The following is a 21108-nucleotide window of genomic DNA, read 5'->3' on the forward strand; positions in this document are numbered from 1 at the left end:
GCCGAAGCCGCCGGCGGGCGAACCCACCGGCGGCTTCAGGCGAATCGGATCAGTAGGTGACCGTGAAGGGCACCTCGACCCGGATCTTCGAATCGGCGCCGGCCAGCTGGATGCTGGTGGCGCTCGGGACCACTGCGTTCCCCGGCACGCTGAACGACGCGGCGGAGACGATGCCGTCGGCGTTCGCGTGGACGGTCAGCGCGGCGAGGCCGTCGCCGAAGGTGATCGTGACCGTTTCGTTCCGCGCGAAGCCGGACGCGTCGAGGGTCAGCGCCGTGCCGCGCGAGCCCTCGGTGGCCGACAGGGTGATCTGCGGCTGGGGCCCCGACGCCGTGGCCGGGGCAGCCAGCTCGATGGTGGCCGTGGCCGGGGCCTGCGAGGACGCGCCCTCGGCGGTCACCGCGTAGAAGCCCGGCTCCGGTACCGCGAGCGAGGTGTGCACGGTGCCGGCCGGCGTGGCCTTGACCGTCACGTCGTCCGTGCCCAGCTTGACGCTCACCTGTTCGCCCGCGGTGAAGCCGGTGCCGTCGACGGCCACCGCCGACGACGACGTCCGCGCGGCGGTGATCGTGGGCTGCTTGCCGCCGCCCGCCACCGTCATGGTGAACGTCAGCGTGGCACTGGACCGGCTGTCCCACACGGTGACGTGGGCGGTGTAGGTGCCGCTGCCCGCGTACGTGTGCTGCGCGCCGATCGCGCCACCGGCCCCGATCGTGGCGTCCTGCGGGGTCGTGCCGTCGCCCCACTGGACGCGGGCGTGGTAGCCGGTGGCGTCGGGGACGCCGCCGGTGACCGTGCCGAGCGCGGCGGTGAACGCCTGGCCGGCGTTGGCCGTCTGGCTGTTCGGGGCCGTGGTGGCCAGCGCCGGCGGCGGGGTGCCGTCGTCGGCGATGGCGAACACGTGGATCCGGCCCGCGGAGCCGGGGTCGCCGGTCTGCGTGGGCAGTGTCACCGAGACGAGCGTCTTGCCCGCCGGGATCTGGTACGGCGCGGTGGCGAACAGGAACGGCTGGGCGCCGTCCCGGCTCGTGCCGAGCAACCGGTATGCGGTCTTGGCGACCACGATGTTGCCGTAGGACGGCGTGCCGTTGGGGTTGCCGCCCAGCGTCCAGTCGCTGAGCTGGATCGGGATGCTCGCCGTGGTGCCGTCGCTGAACGTCGCCGTGGCGGTCGTGCTCTGGTTGCCCTGCGTGCCGGCGCCGACGAACGAGATGGTCTTGGCGTCGGCGGGCAGGTTGAGCGCGATCGTCCGGCCGTTGCCGGTGGCGTTGTCCGGCTGACCGGCCGGGGTGGCCGGCAGCGTGAAGTGCAGCGCGGTGCCCGGCACGTCGTGCGCCTGGCCCTGGGTCACGCCGCCGGCCGCGAGCGCGGCCCGGGAGTACGCCCAGTTCTTGGCGTCGCAGTTGGCCGCGAGGACGCCCTCGTCGCCGATGCAGACGGTGTCGAAGGCGGCCGGCAGCGCCGACGCCGGCGTGTAGGCCACGTCGATGCCGACCGTCGCGGTGTCCTGGCTGGTGCCGTCGGTCACCGTGACGGCGGCCTGGTAGTAGCCCGGCTGCGCGTACGTGTGCGAGCCGCCGACGTTGTACACCGCCCGCGAGCTCAGGGTGATGGTGCCAGTGGTCACCGGCGAGCCGTCACCCCAGTCGACGGTCGCCTGGTAGCCGGTCGCGGTGCCGCCCGTGACCGTGGCCAGGGGTACCGAGACCGCCGCCCCGGATATCGCGGGCACGGAGCCCACCGGGGTCACGGTGACGTCGCCGCCGCCGAGTTCGACGTCGCCGCCGCGCAGCAGCTCGATCTCGGCCAGGTTGGTCTGCGCTCCCCCGACCGTCTTCGTGACGACCAGGCGGAACTGGGTGAACTTCCCCGGGTGGCCGACCTGGAACGGCCGGGTCTGGTTGCGCCAGGTGAACACCTCGTCCTTGCGGGAGTCGACCGTGGTCCAGCTGACCCCGTCCCGGGAGCCCTGCAGCTTCCAGTCGGCGGGGTCGCCGGGGTTGGCGCCCGAGGTGATGGTGTAGTACGTCGGCTTCTGCTTGCCGCCGCGGTAGGCCCAGCTGATCTGCGGCGTGCCGGTGGCGAACGTCATCTGCGTGGCCGAGGTGTCGTCGAACAGCTTCGACGCGTCCTGCCCGCCGGTCGCGGTCGCGGTGCCGAGGCCCGGGCCGGTGGTGTCCTGCAGCGGCTGGGGTACGTCGTCGCCCTTGGTCAGCGACGGCGGTACGTCGTTCTTGCCGGTGCCCCACGACGACGGCTTCGACCCCATGTCGAAGTCGATGGTGCCGCCGCGGGCGAGGACGGACGAGTCGATGGAGACGTCCTTGAGCTTCTTGCCGTTGACCTTGACGCCCTGCACGTACACGTTCTTCGTGCTGTTGTTGGGCGCGTTGACGACGATGTCGCCGCTCTCGCGGTGCACGGTCATCTTGGTGAACTGCGGCGAGCCGATCGCCCAGTTGGACGAGCCGGCCTGCAGCGGGTAGAGGCCGAGCGAGCTCAGCACGTACCATGACGAGAGCTCGCCGTTGTCCTCGTCGCCCAGGTAGCCCTGGCCGATCTCGCTGCCCACGTAGAGCCGCTGCAGGATCTCCCGCACGATCGCCTGGGTCTTGGCCGGCGCGCCGGCGTAGTCGTACATGTAGGGGATGTGGTGCGAGGGCTGGTTGCTCATGCCGAGCTGGCCCAGGCGGACCGCCCGCGCCTCGAGCATCTCGTGGATCGTGCCGCCGTAGCCGCCCGGGTGGTCGGCCTTCTCGGGCGTGGCGAAGAACTCGTCGAGCTTCTGGCGCAGGGCGTCCTGCCCGCCGTACAAGTTGGCCAGTCCCTGCCCGTCCTGCTGGGCGGTGAAGGCGAAGTTCCAGCCGTCGGTCTCGGTGTAGACGCCGCCCCAGTCCAGCGGGTCGCCGCCCAGGAAGTTGCCGGCCGCGTCCCGGCCCTGGAAGAACTTGCCGCTCGGGTCGAACAGGTTGACGTAGTTACGGGCGCGCTGCAGGAAGTACTGCGACTCCTCCTTCAGCCGGTCCCGGTCGGCCTTCGGCGTGGCCGGGTCCTTGGCCAGCGCGGCGGCCATGTTGCCGATGCCGTAGTCGTTGATGTAGCCCTCCAGGGCCCACGACACCGACTCGCCGGTGGAGGTCGGCGTGTAGCCCAGGAACTGCGACGACTCGATGCCCTTGCGGCCGACGCCGCTCTGCGCGGACACGACCGTCGCGTCCCGGACCGCCGCCTTGTACGCGCTCATCGGGTCGGGCAGCGCCACCCCGTTGAGGTACGCCTCGGCCAGCGCCACGTCCGCGCTCGTGCCGGTCATCAGGTCGGCGTAGCCGGGCGAGGACCAGCGGGCGATCCAGCCGCCGTCGCGGTACTGCTGGACGAACCCGTCCGCGATCTTCGCCGCGACGTCCGGGTACAGCAGCGTGTAGGCGGGCCACACGGTGCGGTAGGTGTCCCAGAAGCCGTTGTTGACGTAGATCAGCCCGTCGACGACCTTGGCGCCGGTGAAGGTCTGCGTCGAGGAGCCGGTCGGCGCCGAGACCGGGCTGGCGTACTGCCAGTGCGGCGCGGCGGCGGTGCCGGTGTTCTCCGACTGCGAGTTCGGGTACAGGTTCAGCCGGTACAGGGTGGAGTACAGCGTCACCAGCTGCGTCTCGCTCGCGCCGCGGACCTCGACCCGGCCGAGCCGGTCGTTCCACGCCGCGGTCGCGGCCGCGTGGACCTGCTCGAAGCTGCGCCCGGCGACCTCGAGGCCGAGGTTCCTGCCGGCCTGGTCGAGCGAGATGAACGACGTCGCGATGCGCAGCGTCACCTGCGGGTTGGCCGAGGTGTCGAAGGTGGCCGACGCCGCCGCGGTCGCGGTCGGCGCCCGGTCGAAGGTGCCGGACACGAACATCCGGCTGCGCCCGGCCGACAGGCCGCTGCCGTTGTCGACCCAGCCGGTGAAGGTGCCGTCCGCGCCGATGGTGAACGTGCCGTTGTAGAACACGAGGCTGCCGGTGGCCTGCCCCGCGGGGAAGGTGAACTGCATGATGCCGCCGTGGTCGGTCGGCGACAGCTGCGCGGTCAGGCCGTTGCCGGTCTTGACCTGGTAGAAGTCCGGCCGCGCGATCTCGTCGGCGTGGCTGAACGACAGGGCCCGGCTGCTCGGCGCCCCGGTGAGGTTGCCGCCGGCCGCCACCGGCATGACCGACATCTGGTTGCGGTCGCCCATCCACGGGCTGGGCTCGTGCGAGATCGCGAGGCCCTGCAGCGTGGGCAGGTTGGCGCCGTTGTTGGCCCGCTGGTACTCGTACTCCCACGAGTCCGAGGTGGCGTTCGTGACCGGCGTGAAGAAGTTGAAGCCGTTCGGTACCGCGGAGATCGGCAGGTTGTTGCCGCGCGAGAACGAGCCCGAGGCGTTGGTGCCCCGCCGGGTGTCGACGTAGTTGGTGAGGCTGGCGCCGTCGATCGCCGCCGGCGTGCCGGTCACGGTGACGTCGTCGATCCAGCCCTGGAACCGGGTCGCCGCGGTGGCCTGCGGGTCGTCGTAGGCCAGCAGGATCCGGTCGATGGTCTTGCCGGCCGCGACGGTGCCGACGTCGGACTGCACCGCGTTCCACTGGTCGGCGTAGAGCACCTTGGAGGCGCCCTGGCCGGCCCCGGTCAGCGCGTACCCGTGCTGGTCGACGGGCGAGCGGGCGCTGAGGTACGTGCCGTCGGTGAAGTGCAGGTCGACGGCGGCGTAGGTGGACGGGTACTGCGCGTCCTGCCCGGTGTACTCCGGGAAGATCTTGTAGGCCAGCCGGGTCTTCGGCCCGACCGGGATGTTCACGTCGAACAGCTTGTTCGTCGCGTACGAGCGGCCGTCGGCCTCGGCGCCGCCGGAGTACCGCAGCGACGCCAGGCCGGTGAACCCGGCGTTGGGCTTCATGTTGTACCCGCTGACGGGCCCGGCCCCGGCGACGCTGACCATCGGGGTGGCCGGCGGGCGGGTGTTCGTGCCGTCGCTGACGTCCCAGTCGGCCAGCTGGATCAGCGAGTCACCCGAGTTGGCGGTGACGTTCAGCCGGTAGAAGCCGTAGGCGGTCGTGTTCGTGAAGCTGTAGGTGTTGGTGGCGAACCGGCCGCTGAAGGTCTGGCCCGTGCGCCGGTCCAGGTCGACCCACTGGCTGCCGTCGGTGGACCCCTGCACCGTGAAGTCCCGGGGGTCGCGGCTCGGCGCGTCGTTGGCGGACGTCAGCGAGTACTGCACGACCGCGGCGGGGGCCTTGAGCTGGTACACGGCCCAGCCGGTCGGGTTGAAGGCCAGCCACTTCGTCGACGGGTTGCCGTCGGCGAGCCGGGCCGCGATCTCGTTCGGCGGGTTCTCGGCGCTGGCCGTCACCGCGGCGACCTGGGCGAGCAGGCTGCCGGGCAGCCCGCTGGGGCTCGATCCGGAGAGGTTGCCCTGGATCGGCCGGCCGCTCTGGTCGAGCTCGACGGTGGTGGCGGCCGGCTGGGGGTCGGTGGACTCGAAGGAGGAGCCGAAATCGCCGGGGGGCGCGGCCGCGCTCGCGGTGGTGGCGGCGACGAGCAGCCCGAGGGGCAGCAGCAACGCAACTGCCCCGGCTGTCCGCCGGCTGGTCCTGGGCACTTTCATGCAGAACTCCAGGGGTGATCACGGGCGCAGGGGCACGCCCGGTGGCGAGCGTCAGCCTGGCTTGGCCTGACAACGTTGTCAAGATCCATGTGTGTAATCGCGGATCTTCTGGCAACGTTGTCAATGACGGCCGATCTGCCGCTGTTCAGGCGACACAGGCCTCGTCGGCGGAGACGCAGTCGGCCGGCGGCGGCTATCGTCTGTCGCGTGACAGGTGAGCTGGGCCGCAGCAGGCGGCCCACCATGGCGGACGTGGCCGCCCGGGCCGGGGTGAGCCTGAAGACCGTGTCGCGGGTCGTGAACGACGCGCCCTACGTCCAGCCCGAGCTCGCCGAGCGGGTGCTCGCCGCCGTGGCCGAGCTCGGCTTCCGGCGCAACCACCTGGCCAGCTCGCTGCGCTCCGGGCAGGCGACGGCCACCATCGGGCTGCTCATCGAGGAGATCGCCAACCCGTTCTACGCGACGATCGCGGGCGCGGCCGCCGAGATCGCCCGGCACCGCGACACCATGCTCATCATCGCCAGCTCCGAGGAGGACCCGGCCCGCGAGCAGCAGCTGCTGCGGGACCTGTGCGCCCGGCGGGTCGACGGGCTGCTGGTCGTGCCGGCCGGGCACGACCACTCGTTCCTGCGGGCCGAGGTCGAGCTGGGCACGCCGGTGGTCTTCCTGGACCGGCCGGCCGGCAACCTGCGCGCCGACACGGTGCTGCTGGACAACCGCGGGGGCGCCCGCGGAGGGGTACGCCGCCTGATCGAGGCCGGCCACCGCCGCATCGCGGTCCTGCTCGACTCGATCGGCGTCTACACGATGCGCGAGCGCCTCGACGGCGCGCAGGACGCACTGGTGGAGGCCGGCGCCCCGTACGACGACCGGCTCGTGCGCGACGGCGTCCGCGACCCGGCGGCGGCCGGGCGGGTCGTCGCGGACCTGCTCGATCGGCCGGACCCGCCGACGGCCTTCTTCAGCCTCAACAACCGGATCACCCTGGGCGTGATCGAGGAGCTCCACCGGCGGGGCAGCGACGCCGCCCTGCTCGCCTTCGACGACTTCGAGCTGGCGCGGCTGGTGCCGTACCCGCTGACGGTGATCGCCTACGACACCCGCGCGCTGGCCCGCACCGCCACCGAGCTGCTCTTCCGGCGCATCGACGGGGACCGGTCCTGGCCGCGCACGGTGGTGCTGCCGACCGAGCTGGTCGAGCGGGGACTGCGCATCTGAACGGACTCGTCAGGGGACAACGCGGATCGGCGGGCGGCAGTACGATGACGCGTCCCTGGAGCTCCATGAGGTGAAGATGACGCAGCAGCAGTACCCCTCGCAGCCGCAGTACGCCCCGCCCCCGCAGTACCCCCAGCAGCCCTTTGCGGCGCCGCAGCCGCAGGGACTGCCGCTGGTGCAGTGCCGCTTCTGCGGCAGCGTCCCGGCCGCCCACGTCAAGTTCCGCGGGCACCAGGGCATGATCCTGCTCATGCGGTTCCTGTCCCTCGACGGCCCGTTCTGCCGCGACTGCGGCCTGGCCACCTTCCGCAAGATGACGGCACGGACGCTCGTGCAGGGCTGGTGGGGTTACGCGTCGTTCGTGATCACGCCGATCACGGTCCTCATCAACCTCGTCAAGCGCGACAAGGTGGCGAGCCTGCCCGCGCCGCAGCCGTCCCCCACCGGCGGCAGCCGCCCGCCGATGGACCCGGGCCCGCCATTGCTGGCCCGCCCGATGGCGATCATCGGCCTGGCCATCCCGCTGGTCCTGATCGTCCTGATCTTCGTGCTGGCTCTGACGTCGAACGGCTGACCGGCCCGCGGCGATCCAGCTCGAGCCGGATCGCCGCGGCCGGACGCCATTGATCAGACCCGCATCCCGCTCGAGATGCCGGCCCCCGCCGGGACGTCATGAGGCGGAATCGCCTCAGCAGGGCGTGAAGAACACCTGCCGGATGCCCGACGTCACGCCCCAGCTGCCGGCGGGTTGACCGCAGCCGGTCCACGACTGCCCGATGACCTGGGTCTTGGCCGAGTCGGCGTAGTAGGCGAAGACGATGAGCAGGTCTCCGCCGGGCGGCGGTGGCGGGATCGCGCCCGCCGGGGTCACGGCGCCGGCGATGACGGCGCCGGCGACCAGCACAGCGAGCAGGGTACGGCGAATCATGGGGCATCCCTTCGACAACGGCCGATGTATTGGCCATTGTTGCCGCTCCCGGCCGCAGAGACAATCGGCGTCGTCACCGTGCGGGAACATGTCCACTGTGGTCACACGCGCCATCTGGTGACCACCGGCGGCCCGGCCGGCGCACACGGTGCGCGTCGGCCGGGCCTGGTGATGGGCCGTTCACCCGTACGGGGCCCGGCGTTCGTCAGCCGTGCCGCTGCACGCGGTCCTTGTCGACCGTGACGTAGGCCGGCAGGTGGCGGAACTGGCTGGTGTACGGCCCGACGGCGATGCCGCGGACGTGCTGCAGGCTGGCCAGCTGCTGGAAGGGCAGGCTCTGCATCGCGACGTTCAGGATGCGCATCGCGCTGCGTTGCAGGTCACCCAGGCGCATGTCGTAGCTCGCCGGGTAGTTGCCCTTGAGCACCAGGGTGTAGGCCGTCACCGGGCTGGTGGCGTCGGCCGGGTTCTGGTGCACGACGCCGGTCACCGTGATGGCGGCCTTCTGGTCGGCGGTGAGCGCGGTGCTCGCCGGGTCGAGCAGCGCCTGCACCGCCGCGTACGCGTCCTGGACCGAGGCGAAGGGCGCGTTCGGCGTGAACACCGTCTGCCCGGCCGCGTTCGGGGCGGTGGTGCCGGACAGCGGCACCCGGGTCAGGTCGGTGTGCTCGTCGACAGTGGTGCTGACGCTCTGGCCGCCGGTGGCGGTGAGGGACAGGTTGCCGAGCGACCACGAGTACGTGGTGGTGGTCGTGCCGTTGCGCACCCGGATGGTCTTGTTGTAGACGGGCAGGCCGCCGACGTCGATGGTCGGGGTGACCTTGCGGCTGGCGTTGATGACCTCGTTCGGGTTGTTCCCGGGCATGATGAGGTCGTTGCCGGCGTACATCGTGCCGGTGGCGCCGTGGTTGCCGCCCCAGTCGGTCATGACGAGGCCCTTGAAGTTCCACTCCCCGTGCAGGATGTCGGTGACCAGGTCGTAGTTGCGCGACGCCCAGGTGCCGTTGATCTTGTTGTAGGACGTCATGATGGCCATCGGCTGCGCCGACCGGACGGCGTACTCGAAGCCCTTGAGCTCGATCTCGCGCAGCGCGCGTTCACCGACGACGGCGTTGGAGGAGTTGCGCAGGGTCTCCTGGCTGTTCTCGGCGTAGTGCTTCAGCGTCACCCCGACGCCCGGGTGGCTCTGCACGCCCTTCGTCGTTGCGGCCGCGGTGAGCCCGGCGATGAGCGGGTCCTCGGAGTAGTACTCGAAGTTGCGGCCGTTGAGCGGGTCGCGGTGGATGTTCATGCCCGGCGCGAGCCACAGCGTGGCGCCGTAGGTCACCATCTCCTGGCCCACGGCCGTGGCGACCCGCTGCACCAGGTCCCGGTCCCAGGTCTGGGCGAGCATGGTGCCGATCGGCCACGCGGTGGCCCACTGGTACGTCGTCGGCGTGGTCGGGATCTGCTGGGTGATGCGCAGCCCGGCCGGCCCGTCGGAGGCCGTCATCCCCGGGATGCCGAGGTTCTCGTACTTGGCCGTGGTGTACCCGGCCGCGCCGACCGCCGTCGGCGTGGTGCCGGCCGCGCTCGCACCCTCCACGATGTTCGCCAGCTGCGTGACGTCGAGGCCGGCGACGAACTGCTCCATGCTGACGCGGCCCTTGGCGACGTGGTACAGCGTCGCGTTCGTCACCGGGCGCACGGCCCGGACCCGCTCGCCGGTCTTCGGCGAGTAGGGCGCGCCGGTACCCTCCCAGTTGCTCTGCCGCGGGTCGACGTAGGCGGTGGTGGCGCCGATGGGGCTGCCGTCGACGGCGTAGTACGGCGAGTCGGTCGGGACGGGCACCGACTGCTCGTACGGCGAGCGGCTGTCGCTCGGGCGGAACGAGCTCGCCTTGAGCTCGATCCGGGGCGCCCGGGCCAGCTCGGCCGGCTCGCCCGCGTACCCGAAGAAGTTCGCCGGCGAGCTGGTGAGCTCGGTCGCCGGCTTCTGGTCGGCGGCCTCGTTCGCGACCCGCTCGGTCACCACTGTCGCGGACAGGCTGAGCTTCGCCGCGACGTGCGTGTCGCGGGAGGACGAGCCGACGCGCACGACGTAGTCGCCGGCGTCCATGACGTACGCCGCGCGGGCCTCGTCGTAGGAGGACATCTGCGTGGTGTCGTAGGCGATGGTCAGGTCCTGCGACGCGCCGGGCGGCAGCTCGTCGGTCTTGGCGTAGCCGGCGAGCTCCTGGTACGGCTTGTCGAGGCCGGTCTGCGGCGCGGAGAAGTACACCTGCACGACCTGCCGGCCGCTGCGGTTGCCGGTGTTGGTGACCGTCACCTTGACCTTGGTGGTCCCGGCGTCCGCCTCGACCTTCCGCGGCTCGATCCGGAAGTTCGTGTAGGACAGGCCGAAGCCGAACGGGTAGTTGACCACGCTCGCCGGGTCGGCGGGGTTCAGCGACTTGAAGAACGAGTCGAAGTACCGGTACCCGACGTAGATGCCCTCGCTGTACTGCTCGCTCGTGGCGTCGCCGTCGTTGTTCGCGAAGGTCGCCGACGCCGGGTAGTAGGAGTACTTCGAGGCCCAGGTGTCGGTGAGCCGGCCGGACGGGTCGACGGTGCCGTTGAGCACGTCGACGAGCGCGTTGCCGGACTCCTGGCCGGCCTGGCTCATGAGCAGCAGCGCGTCGAGGGCGGAGCCGCCGTGCGGGTCCTTCGCGGCGGCGTTGACGGCCGGGTAGAAGGACGTGTCCACCACGCCGCCGACGTTGAGCACCACCGTGACGTGGGTGTACGTCTGCCCGATCAGGGCCAGGTCGGCCTTCTCGGTGTCGGTGAGCTGGTAGTCGCCGGGGCCGGAGGAGCGGTCGCTGCCCTCGCCGGAGTTGCGCGCGACGACGAACAGCGCCGTGTCCGTCGGCGCCTTGGGCTGGACGCTCGCGGCGGTGAGCACCTGCTCGACCGAGGCGTAGTCGACCGCCGGGCCGAAGATGGTGCCGGGCGCGGGCGGCGGGTACTTCGTGTCGTACGCGCTCGTCATCGCCGACCAGTACGCGTCACCGGTCGTCACGTGGTAGCCGGCGTTCTCCAGGCCCTGCCGGGCGTTGACGGTGTAGCGGTTGTTGACGTCACCCGAGCCGGTGCCGCCCTTCACCGTCTTGTACGCGCCGACGCCGAAGAGCGCGACGTTGCCGGAGCGGGCCATGGGCAGGGCCCCACCCCGGTTGTCCAGCAGCACCATGCCCTCGGTGGCGGCCTTCCTGGACAGCGCGGCGTTGGCCAGCTCGAGCTGGCTGGGGTTGGGGTCGGTGGTGGCGGCCTGAGCGGGGCCGGCCGAGGGGGTGATGAGCGCGAGCGCCAGGCCGGCCGCCGCCGCTGAAGTTCGTTTTCGGAGGCGCTTCATTAGGTTCCTCCCGGGTGTTTGGTGTCGCCCACAACATATTGGGCGGCCAATACCCGGGGAAGACCTACCGACCACTCGGTAGTAACAAATTGGTAACGGCCGGGAAACATGCAGGTCGTGACTACACTCACGGGATGCCGACACGAGTCCCTCGGGCGTCCAGCACCCAGAGGGGTGCGCGCACCCGCGCCGAGATCCTGCGCGCCGCGGTGCCGCTGTTCGTCCAGAACGGCTACCGGGGCGCGCCGCTGGCCGCCGTCGCCGACGCCGCCCAGATGACCCAGCCCGGGGTGCTGCACCACTTCCCGTCGAAGGAGCATCTCCTGATGGCGGTGCTGGAGGAGCGCGACCGCGAGTCGCGGGAGGCCATGCGCGAGGCCCTGCGGGAAGGCGGAGTCGCCGCCCTGCACGCCCTGGAGGAGCTGGTCGAGCACAACGCCGACACGCCGGAGCTCGTCCAGCTGTTCACCGTGCTGGTCGGCGAGGCGGTCGCCGCCGAGCACCCGGCCCACGGGTTCTTCGTCGAGCGCTACGAGCACATCCGCCACCGCATCGCGCACGCGGTGCGCCACGGCCAGGAGACCGGCGCCTTCCGGTCCGACGCGGACGCCGAGACGATCGCGGCAATGGTGATCGCGATGATGGACGGGCTGCAGGTCCAGTGGCTGCTGGACCGGCAGCTGGACATGGCCGGCAGCTTCCGGCGCTTCGTCGAGATCCTGCGGCAGTACCTGGGCGACCAGCGGCCGGCGTCCTGACGGCCGGCGGGAGCGGCCCGGCCGCCGCACCCGGCCGGGACGGGGCGGCCGGGCCCGGCGTCACGTGCCGGAGCAGCTCACCGCCGGGGTGGTCGCCGTGCCGGTCGCCAGGAAACCGAAGGTCGTCGACGCCCCGGCGGCCAGCGCGCCGTTGTACGACTCGTTGGCCACGGTCGCGGTCGACCCGCTGGTGCTGAGCAGACCGTTCCAGACCTGGCTGATGGACTGGCCGCCGGCGAGGGTCCACCTCGCCGTCCCGCCGGTGATGGCCTTGCCGCCGGCCGTCGCGCCGCGGCGGCGGCCAGAGCGAGGGCGGTTCGTGTTCGTGGCGTTGACATGGTGGCCTCTCTGCCGGGTGGGGGGTCGCCACCCGTACAGATGCCAGCCCACGGACCGCATTACGTCTTTCGCCGATCGGCGTCCGGCCGCCCAGGACCGGCGGGAAACTTTCAGCCCCTGCCCGCGGCGACCGGGGCGTTGTTCGACAACCGGGGCTGGTGCCGCCGTGACGTCATGGGCACGCGCCGCTACTTGTGGTCCGGTTCAAATTAGCGTTATGCCTTCCTTCGCCGCCCCTCCCGGCCTTTTCCGCGGCAGTACGGTCGGGCCGTAGCCTTCAGGTTGCCGCACGGGCTCCCGGCCACGCCGGGAGCCCGTGTGCCGCCATTGCAAGGAGCACGGCGTGTTCGACAAACGCCCGGCGTGGAAGCCGGGTCATCGCAGCTCGGAGCCCGGGTCCACCGGTCGCCGGGGGCTGGGCCGACCGTTGTTGACGCTGGGCGTGCCCGTGCTTGTCGCGGCGCTCGGCGGCATCGTACTCACGTCGCAGGTCGCCCTCGCCGGCCAGGACGCGCCCGAGGTCACGTGCACGCTCACCGTGCCCGCCGACCCGCTGAGCGCGAAGGGCCTGGCCACGGCGTACCGCCTCGAGGCGCCCTGCCACGAGGCCGACGCCGGCTCGGCCGCCTTCGTGCAGGCCACGATCGTGGACCCGGCGACCGGCGCCGTGTCGGTGTACAACCCGCTGGTCGTCGACGCCGGCATGCGCCCGGCCGCGCCGCCCGCCCCGCCGAAGCTGCCCGCCGGCGCGGTCGTGGGGCTGTGGTTCGGCTTCAACGGCGACAACCTGCGCCTCGCCGGCGACCACGGCAGCCTCGCGGCCGGCAAATGCGTCAACGGACTGGACAAGTCGATCTTCGGCCAGTTCGCGTACTGCAACGCCCCCGCCCTGTTCAGCGCGGCCAACACCGCGATCGCGGCCGGCAAGCTCACCGTGCCGGGCCTCGGCACCGCCGCCGACGGCCGCCCGTGCCCGACGACGCGCGACTTCGGTCTGGTCGACATGGACCAGAGCGACAACGTCACCACCACCTACCTGGTGCTCGCCGACGGCACCACCGCCCAGAACACGAAGGCGAACCGCACCACGCTCGGCCGGCGCGGCGCCCGCGTCGCGGTCAACGGCAGCGACAACGCCCTGCTCGACGCGCACGTCTTCCCGGCGCTGGGTTGCACGCCGTTCCACGCGCCGGACCTCGCCGACGGCGGCGTCCCGGCCACGTCGCTCGCCCTCAACGAGCTGCAGGCCGCCGCGCACCAGGCCGCCCCGGTGGCGCTGGTGCCGACCTCGGACCCGATGACGAAGCTGGGCGACAAGACCAGCGTCGCGAAGACCGACCTGTACCGCGCCGGCGTCGGCCAGCCCGCCATCGACGCCGCGGCCGAGACGCCCAAGGCCTACTGCACCGGCCTGCTCCAGGTCGGCGCCGACCGCATCGAGCTCGACCGCAGCCTGACCGTCCGCGCCGCCTCGCCGGACCCGGAGGCGGCGAACAGCCTGTTCACGTTCCTGGCCCAGCGCTTCAGCGGCGCCTACGACGAGCTCGGCTGCCCGCGGCTGCTGCGCACGAAGAACCCGGTCACGGTGACCACCGACAAGAAGGGCGTGGTCGTCAGCGCCCGCTTCGCCCTTCCGCCCCGGCCGTCCACCCCGGCGACGACGCAGGCCACCCGGCCGCCGGAGCACAGCACACAGCCGACGCACACGACGACCTCGCAGCCCCCGCAGACGGTCGTCGAGACGACCCGGCCACCGCAGACCGTGGTGCAGACGACCCGGCCACCGCAGACCGTGGTCCAGACCACCCGGCCGCCCCAGCCGACCCACCCGGCGCAGACCGGCCAGGCCGCCGCGCCGGCCGACACCGGGACGACAAAGCCGGCCGACACCGGGACGACGACCCAGCCGGCCGACACCGCGACGACGTCCGACCCGCCGGCGAGCGAAGCCCCGCCGGCCGACAACGCCAACCCGCCGGGCCCGGCCGTCGACGCGATGCGGCTGAAGGCCCCCGACACCAAGGCGGCCCTGACCGGCACCTCCATCGCGAGCACCGCGGTCGGCGTGATCCTGCTGGTCGGCGGCGCCATCGCCTGCATCGCCGGGTTCGTGCGCGCCGCCCGCCGCAACCGCGGCCGGTACTTCCCCGAGGCCCCGCCCCCCATCACGGAGACCAGCCCCTGGTAGGGCCTCAGATCGCGCCGAGGACGTTCTGGATGCCGACCACCGCCGCGCCGCGGGCCCAGTCGGTGAACGTCACCGGGGCGGTGGCGATCCCCAGGTGGCAGTTCTGGGCCCCCCGCCGGCCTTCCGGATTCCGGGCCTGACGCCCGCAGGCCGCTACACGGTCGCCCGCCTCGACCCGGGCCCGCGCCCGGCCTACGAGCCGCCGCCGGGCCCGCTGAGCGGCGCGGCCCTGGCCGGCATCGGCCGGCCGGTCCCGCCCCCGGCGCCCCTCACGACGACGATCGTCCACCTGCGGCGCACCGCCTGAAATTTTCAGGCCGATCCGCACGGGCACCCGGACCCCGCAGAATCGGTTGAACCCTCGGTAGGGGGTCGCCGTACCACGCGACGAGTTCCGTCCACCGTCGAAGGGTCGGCCGTCGCATGTCCACTGTAGACATTCATCCCAGAGCCCGGCGGAAATGGCTGTTGCTCGGCACCGGAGTGCTCGCGCTGCTCAGCGTCGGGCTCGGGCTCGGCGTCGCCGCGGCGCAGACTAACGACAGCGGCGCGCCGGGCAACATCGTCTGCCCGTCGGTGGCCGACAAGCTGCCGGCGGTACCGGCGGAGGCCCAGGCCGAGGTCGACCGCAACCTGGCCCTGCTGAACACCCAGATCGCCGAGGCCAACCAGCGGCTCGCCACCAGCCGGGGCCAGGGCGGCCCGAACTTCGTCAGCAACGCGATCCTGGGCCCGCTCAAGGACAAACGGGCCTCGACCATCGACCGCATCGCCATCGCGATCGGGCGCCACGCGGCGCGCCCGACCGGGCTGGACGCGCTGGCGGCCTGCCGGGTGGTGCAGGGCCAGCCGCCCGCGACCGCCGTCGTGCCGGCCGCCGGAGCGACGCGGACGACCGCGGCCCCGGCGCCGGCGCGGACCACCGCCGCCCCGGCGAAGACCACGGCCGCGCCGGTGAACACCGGCAACGGCTCCGCCATCGTCTGCCCGTCGGTGGCCGACAAGCTGCCCGCGATCCCGGCCCAGGCGCAGGCCGAGGTCGACCGCAACCTGGCCCTCCTGGACACCCAGATCGCCGAGGCCAACCAGCGGCTCGCCACCAGCCGGGGCCAGGGCGGCCCGAACTTCGTCAACAACGCGATCCTGGGGCCGCTCAAGGACAAGCGGGTCGCGACAATCAACCGCATCGCCACCGCCATCGGGCGCAACGCAGCCCGCCCGGAGGGCCTCGCCGAGTCCCTCGCCGCGTGCACCCTGGCCTGACCGTGAGGCGGCGGATCAGGGCAGGATCTCGACGTACCCGTCGGTTCCGTGCACCCTGATCCGCTGCCCGTCGGCGATCAGCCGGGTGGCGCCGACCACGCCGACGACGGCCGGCAGGCCGTACTCCCGGGCGATCACCGCGCCGTGCGTCATCAGGCCCCCCACCTCCGTGACCAGGCCCGCGATCGCCACGAACAGCGGCGTCCAGCTGGGGTCCGTGTAGGCCGTGACCAGGATGTCGCCCGGTTCGAGGGCGGCCTGCGCCAGGTCCAGCACGACGCGGGCCCGCCCCTCGACGGACCCGGCCGAGACCGGCAGGCCGGCCAGGGCCCCCGCCGGCACGTCGTCGCGCCGGTACTCCCCCGTGAGGGCCTCGCCGTCCGAGGTGAGCACCCGGGGCGGGATGAGCGCCTGGTACGACCGGAACGCCTCCCTGCGCCGGGCGATGAGCGCGTCGTCCACCCGGTTCGTGCGCACAACCTCGCGCAGCTCCGGGAACGTGAGGTAGAAGATGTCCTCCTTCTCGCGCAGCGCGAGGCGCCCGGCCTCTTCGAGCAGGGCCCGCTTGTACACGAAGTAGCGGCTGATCATGCCGTACTTCGGGTACTCCCGGTAGCCGATGAAGGTCCGCACCAGGTCGATCATGCGCTTGGTCTCCTCGGCCCGGCCCTCCCCGTCCGGCAACGCGCGCAGGCGCTCCAGCACGTCGCGCTCCTTCGCCTCCGCCTCCAGCCGCCCCTGCTCGAAGCGCCGCACGCCGGCGCCCGGCTCGAAGTTGCGGATGTTGCCGAGGATCACGGGCACGAGCGTGGACGGGCGCTCCCTCCAGCGCGGCCGGGTGATGTCGATCTCGCCGACGCAGCGCATGCCGTACCGCTCCAGCCACGCCTCGATGGCGTCCCGCGCCTCCGGGCCGCCCGGGAGCTTCCGCAACTCGTCCAGGAAGTCCTCGTCCGCGACGTCGCGCAGGAACGCCACCACGTCCGGGTGGGGGCGGATCGCGTCCGCGACGTCCAGCAAGGCCAGCCCCATCTCCGACGTGACGTTGTTGGGAACCGACTGCGTGAGCGTGTCCGCCACGTTCTTTTCGCCCAGCCACTCCAGCAGCTTGTCGTTGAGCCACCACGCGGCCTCCATGGCCGACATGAACACCTGATGGCTCCGCCGGTCGAACAGGACCCGTCGCAGCTCCTGCAGGTCCGCCTCGATGAAGTCGAGCAGCGCCGGCCCGGACTTCGTGCGGATGTCGCGCTCCGCGGCGGCGACGGACTCCTCGCCGAGCCGGATCAGCTCGGTGACGACGGCCGGGTCGGTCTCGATCGGGTCCGGGGCGGCGCGCGGCAGCGGCGCGGGGGGCGCCGCGTCCGGGAGGGGCCGGATGTAGCCGTCGCGCTCGAGGATGCCGCGCACCGCGTCCGTGGTCAGCGGGTCGGCCCTCTCCATGAGCTCCAGGAGGGCCTCGCGGGTGGCCGGCGCGGCCAGCCGCTGGGTGACGTCGACGAACAGGCGGCCGCCGGCCTCGGCCATGGGCGCGGGGGTCGTCATCTGCCAGAAGGAGAGCCCGAGGGGCTTCATGGCGTCGGTCATCATCTGCTGGTGGCCGACGGAGAGGTACACGTGGTTCTCGCCGTCGCCGGACTCGGGGACGGGGAACAGCGTGGTGATCGGCCGGCTCTGCACGATCTGGAAGTCGTCGCCGGCCAGGCACCACTCGATGTCCTGGGGGCGGCCGAAGTGCGCCTCGATCCGGCGGCCGAGGTGCACCAGCCGCAGGACCTGGGCGTCCGTCAGCGCCGGCCGGTCCTGCCGCTCCGGGCCGATCGCCTCCTCGCGCGTCCCGCCCGCCGGGTCGGCGTGGATGGCCAGCCGCTTGGTGCCGACCGCCCGGGCCACGACCTCGCCGTCGCGCACCTGGTAGACGTCCGGGTTCACCAGGCCGGAGACCAGGGCCTCGCCGAGGCCGAAGCCGGCCTCCACGGTGGTGACCCGGCGGTTGCCGGTGACCGGGTCGGCCGTGAACAGGATGCCGGCCGCCTCCGGGAAGACCATCCGCTGCACGACCACGGCCATGTGGACCGTGCGGTGGTCGATGCCGTTGCGCCGGCGGTACGTCACCGCGCGCTCGGTGAACAGCGAGGCCCAGCACCGGCTGACGTGCCGGAGGATCGCCTCCGGGCCAGCGACGTTCAGGTACGTGTCCTGCTGGCCGGCGAAGGAGGCGCTCGGCAGGTCCTCCGCCGTCGCACTGGACCGGACCGCGCAGGCGACCCGCTCGCCGAGCCGCCCCACGGCGCCGATGATCGCCGCCGCGATCTCGCCCGGGACGGCGGTCTCCTCGATGGTCCGGCGGAGCTGCGCGCTGATCGCGCGGGTCGCCTCGCGGTCGTCCGGGCCGAGCCGCGACAGCCGGTCGAGCCCCTCGTCGATCGACGGCGCCTGCGCCATGACCCGCCGGAAGGCGTCCGTCGTCACGCAGAAGCCGGCCGGCACGCGGATGCCCTCGATCCGTGTCAACCCGCCCAGGTGCGCGCCCTTGCCCCCGGCGAGCGCGACCCGCGCCTCGTCGATCTCGTGCAGCTCCACCGCGTACCGCTCGCTCACGCACTACCTCCGACCAGTCCGTTTCGGTCCGGCCGTCGATTCTGCGGCCCGACCCGGGCCTTGCCGCAAGCCCCCCGGTGCGTTATACGTTAGAAGTGGCAGGGAGTGCGATCTCCCTGCCTTTGCTTTTTGCCATTGACCGGGGTGAGGTCATCGACGCGGTTGCGGTGCCGGGCCGGTGGACGCGCGCACGATCAGCCGGGTCGGCAGCGCGGTGCGGGCGCCGCCCGGCCGCGGGCGCTCGTTGAGCAGGTCGACGAGCAGGTCGACGCCCGCCCGGCCGCACTGGTCCTTCGGCTGGCTCACGGTCGTCAGCGCCGGGCTGACGAGGGCCGAGGCCGGGATGTCGTCGAAGCCGACGATGCTCACGTCGTCGGGCACCCTGACCCCGCGGGCGCCGAACCGGCTCATGAGGCCCAGCCCGATCATGTCGTTGTAGGCGATCACCGAGGTGACGCCGCCCGCCAGGACCAGGTCGGCGACGGCCACGCCGCCCTCGAAGTCGGGCGACACGTGGCCCGCCTCCACCACCGTGAGGTCCAGGCCGGCCGCGACGGTCCGCACGGCGCGGGCCCGTTCCCGGTTGACCCAGGAGGCGCGGGGGCCGGCGACGTAGGCGACGCGCCGGTGGCCGAGCGCGGCGAGGTGGGCCAGCGCCTGGCGGATGCCGTCGGCGTTGTCGAAGATGATGGACGGCAGCTGGCCGACCCGGCGGTTGAGCAGGACGACCGGGACGTCACCGCAGACGGAGCGCAGTTCGTCGTCGCCGGCGCGGGGCGCGCACAGCACGAAGCCGTCGACCTGTTTGGTAAGCGTCCGGATGAGGTCCGTCTCGGTGGCGGGGTCCTCGTCGGAGTCGGCCAGCAGTACCGCGAGCCCGAAGTCCCGGGCCCGGCACTGCGCGGCCTTGACGATGCCCGGGAAGAACGGGTTGGCGATGTCGGGCACCACGAACCCGATGGCGCCGGCGCGTCCGGTGCTGAGGCCGCGGGCGATCCGGTTCGGGTGGTACCCGAGCCGGGCGACGGCCCGCTCGACCCGCTCCCGGGTCTCGGGGCGCACCTGGTCCGGGGCGGCGAGCGTGCGGGAAACCGACGACTGCGAGACGCCGGCCAGCCGGGCGACGTCCTTGATGGTCGCGGCCATGCCCGCCTCCTGACGCCGGCTCTGGAAACGGTTCCAGATCTTGTCAGCAGGCCGACGATAGCACGATGTGTGTCGATGCAATATGGGTGTTGACAAGCCGACTCGGCGGGATCAGGGTGGGAACCGTTTCCGCAGCGCAGCGTCCGCCAACCCTGCCCGGAGACCGAATCGCCGCACCTTACGAGGAGTCGATGCGATGAAGAGAAGAAACGTGCTCGGACTGGCCGCCGGACTGTCGATCGGCGCGGTCGCCGCGCCGGGCCGGGCCGGGGCCGCCACCGGAGAACAGCTCGGCAACTACGCGTCGCACGTGACCGACGCCCGCAGCATCACCGTCACCAGCGCCACCGGCCAGCGGCTGAAGATCACCGCGTACGGCGACCAGATCGTCCGGGTCCGCGCGATCCGGGGCGGGGAGACGTTCTTCGCCGACTCGCGGTACGAGATGGTGGTGCCCGCCAACCACGCGGGCATGGGCGGCAGCCTGAGCGTCACCGACTCCGGCACCGCGCTGACGATCGTCACCGGCGCGGCCGACGGCGTCCGGATCGTGCTGCAGAAGAACCCGCTGCGGCTGGAGTTCTACCACCGCGGTACCGGGGCCCTGCTGGCGAAGGAGGACGCGACCCGCAGCATCACCTGGGGCGGCACCAACAACAGCGTCGTCACCGAGGCCTTCGTCCCGCCGCCCGCCGACGAGCACTTCGTCAAGGCGGGGCACGGGTTCTACGGGCGCTCGCCCCGGGTCGACCGGACCGGCGACGTCGTGGCGCACAACTACGGCTCCGTCCGCGGCGACCAGGCGCCCGCGATCGTGCCGCTCTACCTGTCCACCAAGGGCTACGGCGTCTTCTTCAACACGACGTTCGACGTCACCTACTCCTTCGCCAGCGGCACCGCCAAGGACTACGCGTTCTCCGCGGACGACCACGCCACCGCCGGCGCCCGGCCGCAGATGGACTACTTCCTCATCAACGGCCCGGAGTTCGCGAAGCTCCTCGACCGGTACACCCAGCTGACCGGCCGCCCGCGCCTGCCCCGGCTGGCCATCTTCGGCCTGCACATGACCGACAAGAACTTCCCCGACGTCAGCGACCAGAACTGGTGGCGGACGAAGATCACCCAGCATCGCAACGCCGGCTTCCCCTTCGACCACCACGTCAACGACAACCGCTGGCGGGCCGGCACCGGCGCGTGGGGCGGGTCGTGGTTCGAGTTCAGCTCCGTGCGGTGGCCCGACCCGGCCGGGTACCAGGCGTGGGCCGCGGACAACGGCGTGACCATGACCCTGGACTACAACCGCAACAACTCCAGCCTCATGGCCGGCTGGGTCGGCGGGCCGCCGCCCGGCTACAGCTTCAAGGCGGCCGACCTGACCGCGGTGGCGGACAACGGTTCGGTACCCGACTGGAGCAACCCGGCCACGCGGGCCTGGGTGTGGAGCGTCTTCTGGGCCAAGGCCCTGAACCCGGCGCTGCACTACCCCGGCGACGGGCTGTGGATCGACGAGCCCGACGAGCTGGGCCCGATCCCGTTCAACGCCGACAGCGCGGGCGGCAAGAGGTGGTCGGAGCTGCGCAACGGCTGACTCGAAAATCTTGAGTGCGTGGGGCAGGCGGCAGCACCGGGGCGGAGCCGCGGTGGTTTGTGTTGGGTCATGCAGCGGCTGGTTCGTCT

General features: G+C 72.2%; 13 protein-coding genes. 7 read left to right on the forward strand and 6 right to left on the reverse strand.

Annotated features, from left to right (window positions below; all coding sequences use genetic code 11):
* Positions 1-49: 49 nt before the first annotated feature.
* Positions 50-5572 carry a GH92 family glycosyl hydrolase gene (locus AB0B76_RS27035; protein ID WP_360380509.1) on the reverse strand — a complete coding sequence of 1841 codons (5523 nt, stop codon included), beginning with the start codon at positions 5570-5572 and terminating at the stop codon, positions 50-52.
* 288 nt (positions 5573-5860) lie between these two features.
* Between AB0B76_RS27035 and AB0B76_RS27040 the strand changes: the two genes are divergently transcribed.
* Positions 5861-6835 carry a LacI family DNA-binding transcriptional regulator gene (locus AB0B76_RS27040; protein ID WP_360380564.1) on the forward strand — a complete coding sequence of 325 codons (975 nt, stop codon included), beginning with the start codon at positions 5861-5863 and terminating at the stop codon, positions 6833-6835.
* Positions 6836-6905: 70 nt separating this feature from the next.
* The gene (locus AB0B76_RS27045; RefSeq protein ID WP_360380511.1) at positions 6906-7409 is read left to right on the forward strand and encodes a hypothetical protein; all 504 of its coding nucleotides are present in this window, start codon (positions 6906-6908) and stop codon (positions 7407-7409) included.
* A gap of 114 nt (positions 7410-7523) precedes the next feature.
* Here AB0B76_RS27045 and AB0B76_RS27050 read toward each other — a convergent pair whose 3' ends face one another.
* Together AB0B76_RS27050 and AB0B76_RS27055 are read right to left on the reverse strand one after the other, a co-directional pair.
* A complete protein-coding gene (locus tag AB0B76_RS27050; protein WP_360380514.1) occupies positions 7524-7763 on the reverse strand; it encodes a DUF6289 family protein in 240 nt (79 codons plus the stop codon).
* Between the two features lie 205 nt (positions 7764-7968).
* On the reverse strand, positions 7969-11136 hold the full coding sequence (locus AB0B76_RS27055; RefSeq protein WP_360380517.1) for a glycoside hydrolase family 3 N-terminal domain-containing protein: 3168 nt from the start codon (positions 11134-11136) through the stop codon (positions 7969-7971).
* A gap of 134 nt (positions 11137-11270) precedes the next feature.
* On the opposite strand from AB0B76_RS27055, the gene AB0B76_RS27060 reads away from it, so the two are divergent.
* Positions 11271-11894, forward strand: a complete 624-nt coding sequence (locus AB0B76_RS27060; protein WP_360380520.1) for a TetR/AcrR family transcriptional regulator — start codon at positions 11271-11273, stop codon at positions 11892-11894.
* 60 nt (positions 11895-11954) lie between these two features.
* Here AB0B76_RS27060 and AB0B76_RS27065 read toward each other — a convergent pair whose 3' ends face one another.
* Positions 11955-12284 (reverse strand): cellulose binding domain-containing protein, encoded by a 330-nt coding sequence (locus tag AB0B76_RS27065; RefSeq protein WP_360380522.1) that lies wholly within the window; start codon positions 12282-12284, stop codon positions 11955-11957.
* A 292-nt stretch (positions 12285-12576) separates the two neighbouring features.
* Here AB0B76_RS27065 and AB0B76_RS27070 point away from each other — a divergent pair, with 292 nt between their 5' ends.
* From AB0B76_RS27070 to AB0B76_RS27080, 3 genes are all read left to right on the forward strand, one after another.
* Positions 12577-14421, forward strand: coding sequence for a hypothetical protein (locus AB0B76_RS27070; protein WP_360380525.1), 1845 nt, complete (start codon positions 12577-12579; stop codon positions 14419-14421).
* A 94-nt stretch (positions 14422-14515) separates the two neighbouring features.
* On the forward strand, positions 14516-14728 hold the full coding sequence (locus AB0B76_RS27075; protein WP_360380528.1) for a hypothetical protein: 213 nt from the start codon (positions 14516-14518) through the stop codon (positions 14726-14728).
* A 116-nt stretch (positions 14729-14844) separates the two neighbouring features.
* The gene (locus tag AB0B76_RS27080; RefSeq protein ID WP_360380531.1) at positions 14845-15684 is read left to right on the forward strand and encodes a hypothetical protein; all 840 of its coding nucleotides are present in this window, start codon (positions 14845-14847) and stop codon (positions 15682-15684) included.
* 15 nt (positions 15685-15699) lie between these two features.
* Here the strand turns inward: AB0B76_RS27080 and rph are convergent, their stop codons facing one another.
* Together rph and AB0B76_RS27090 are read right to left on the reverse strand one after the other, a co-directional pair.
* Positions 15700-18285, reverse strand: a complete 2586-nt coding sequence (gene rph / locus AB0B76_RS27085) for a rifamycin-inactivating phosphotransferase (RefSeq protein ID WP_360380534.1) — start codon at positions 18283-18285, stop codon at positions 15700-15702.
* Between the two features lie 150 nt (positions 18286-18435).
* Positions 18436-19431: a LacI family DNA-binding transcriptional regulator gene (locus tag AB0B76_RS27090; RefSeq protein WP_360380537.1), complete on the reverse strand. Its 996-nt coding sequence runs from the start codon at positions 19429-19431 to the stop codon at positions 18436-18438.
* Positions 19432-19627: 196 nt separating this feature from the next.
* On the opposite strand from AB0B76_RS27090, the gene AB0B76_RS27095 reads away from it, so the two are divergent.
* A complete protein-coding gene (locus AB0B76_RS27095; RefSeq protein ID WP_360380540.1) occupies positions 19628-21019 on the forward strand; it encodes a hypothetical protein in 1392 nt (463 codons plus the stop codon).
* Positions 21020-21108: the final 89 nt, after the last annotated feature.

This window comes from Dactylosporangium sp. NPDC049140 (assembly GCF_040648435.1).